Genomic DNA, 1,060 nt, shown 5'->3' on the forward strand with positions numbered 1-1,060 from the left:
AAGGGACGTCTTTAAAAAAACGATAATAAGTTCTATTTAATTCCTCGCGGCTATTCGTTTTTCTAGCCAGAACAGAAAACTGTGAATCAAATTTTTCTTTCTGACTGTCTAATTTATTTTCACTTGCCCAAAAATGGAAGAAATCAAACATGCTTTTTATATTTATTAGCGTATCATCCACATCATAAAACGCAGTCCGGCACATATTTATTCTCCATCCTCATAGCGCATTCTTCGACTTTTTTCCTTAAAATCAGGGTCATTTCCTGCAATACCGGCATCCCCCCACCGAGCAGGTGAGACCTCTTCAATATAAACTGTAATTTTATCTAATGGGCAACCTAGCTGGGTATGAACTACTCGTGTGATGTCTGCAATAAGTAAACTAGCCGATTTTTCATTAGCAAATGGCCAAGCCGTTATCTTAATAATTGGCATAATTATCTACCTAGTGTCGTAATATTGTGAAAGTCTGACTGTTTTAACTTCAGATGAGCATGAATGTCGCCGCCTAATCCATATAGCCCTATTGCTCCGCCATAGCTTTGCTGTGAACTCATAAAAAGCACGACTACATTGATAATACGATTAGCCTCTTTATTTACTTTCGCTGGAAATGGATTATCTAAAATAGCCCAATAAGATGCACATCCATGTGCATCAGTAATAAATACATTTGGAATACCAAGGGGTCCAGGTCTGGTTAGCATATCTGGATTTAAATCATCTTCTCTAAGGCTCATTACTGTATATAAACTATTAGGAATAAGATGACTAAAATCGAAATCAAACCGTACCGACCTACTGTCATCCAAAACAGTAACAGTTAGTTTCCCTTCCGCTTTTACCCAGTCCGCTAAAGTTATTTTGTCTATTTTCCTTCGTCCATCACTTTCACGATAATCAGAAATATATGCCTGATTAAGAGAGAAGCTATCTCGAACCACTCCGTTAGCCTTCGGGCATTGTTCCGGTGCAAATACCATTGGGTAATTATTTAAAGGCAACGGTAACGGCAACGTAAAAAGCTCTATATCACTTAATTCATCTATTGAGGCAC

Annotated in this window: 2 protein-coding genes and 1 pseudogene; all 3 read right to left on the reverse strand. The window is 37.8% G+C overall.

The annotated features are described in order from the left end of the window. Positions 1–205 (reverse strand): annotated as a pseudogene (locus tag V2A85_RS23895) (HAD-IB family hydrolase); the annotation flags it as partial. 2 nt (positions 206–207) lie between these two features. Then, positions 208–438 carry a tautomerase family protein gene (locus V2A85_RS23900; RefSeq protein ID WP_420072581.1) on the reverse strand — a complete coding sequence of 77 codons (231 nt, stop codon included), beginning with the start codon at positions 436–438 and terminating at the stop codon, positions 208–210. Positions 439–440: 2 nt separating this feature from the next. Then, a partial coding sequence (locus V2A85_RS23905) for a hypothetical protein (protein WP_420072582.1) occupies positions 441–1,060 on the reverse strand: 620 nt, incomplete at its 5' end.

Origin of the sequence: Yersinia sp. 1252 StPb PI (assembly GCF_048593885.1) — a bacterium.
GTDB lineage: Bacteria > Pseudomonadota > Gammaproteobacteria > Enterobacterales > Enterobacteriaceae > Yersinia > Yersinia enterocolitica_E.

Coding starts and splice junctions, on each gene's coding strand:
- V2A85_RS23900 (WP_420072581.1), bottom strand. CDS start 438: ATGCCAATTATTAAGATAACGGCTTGGCCATTTGCTAATGAAAAATCG.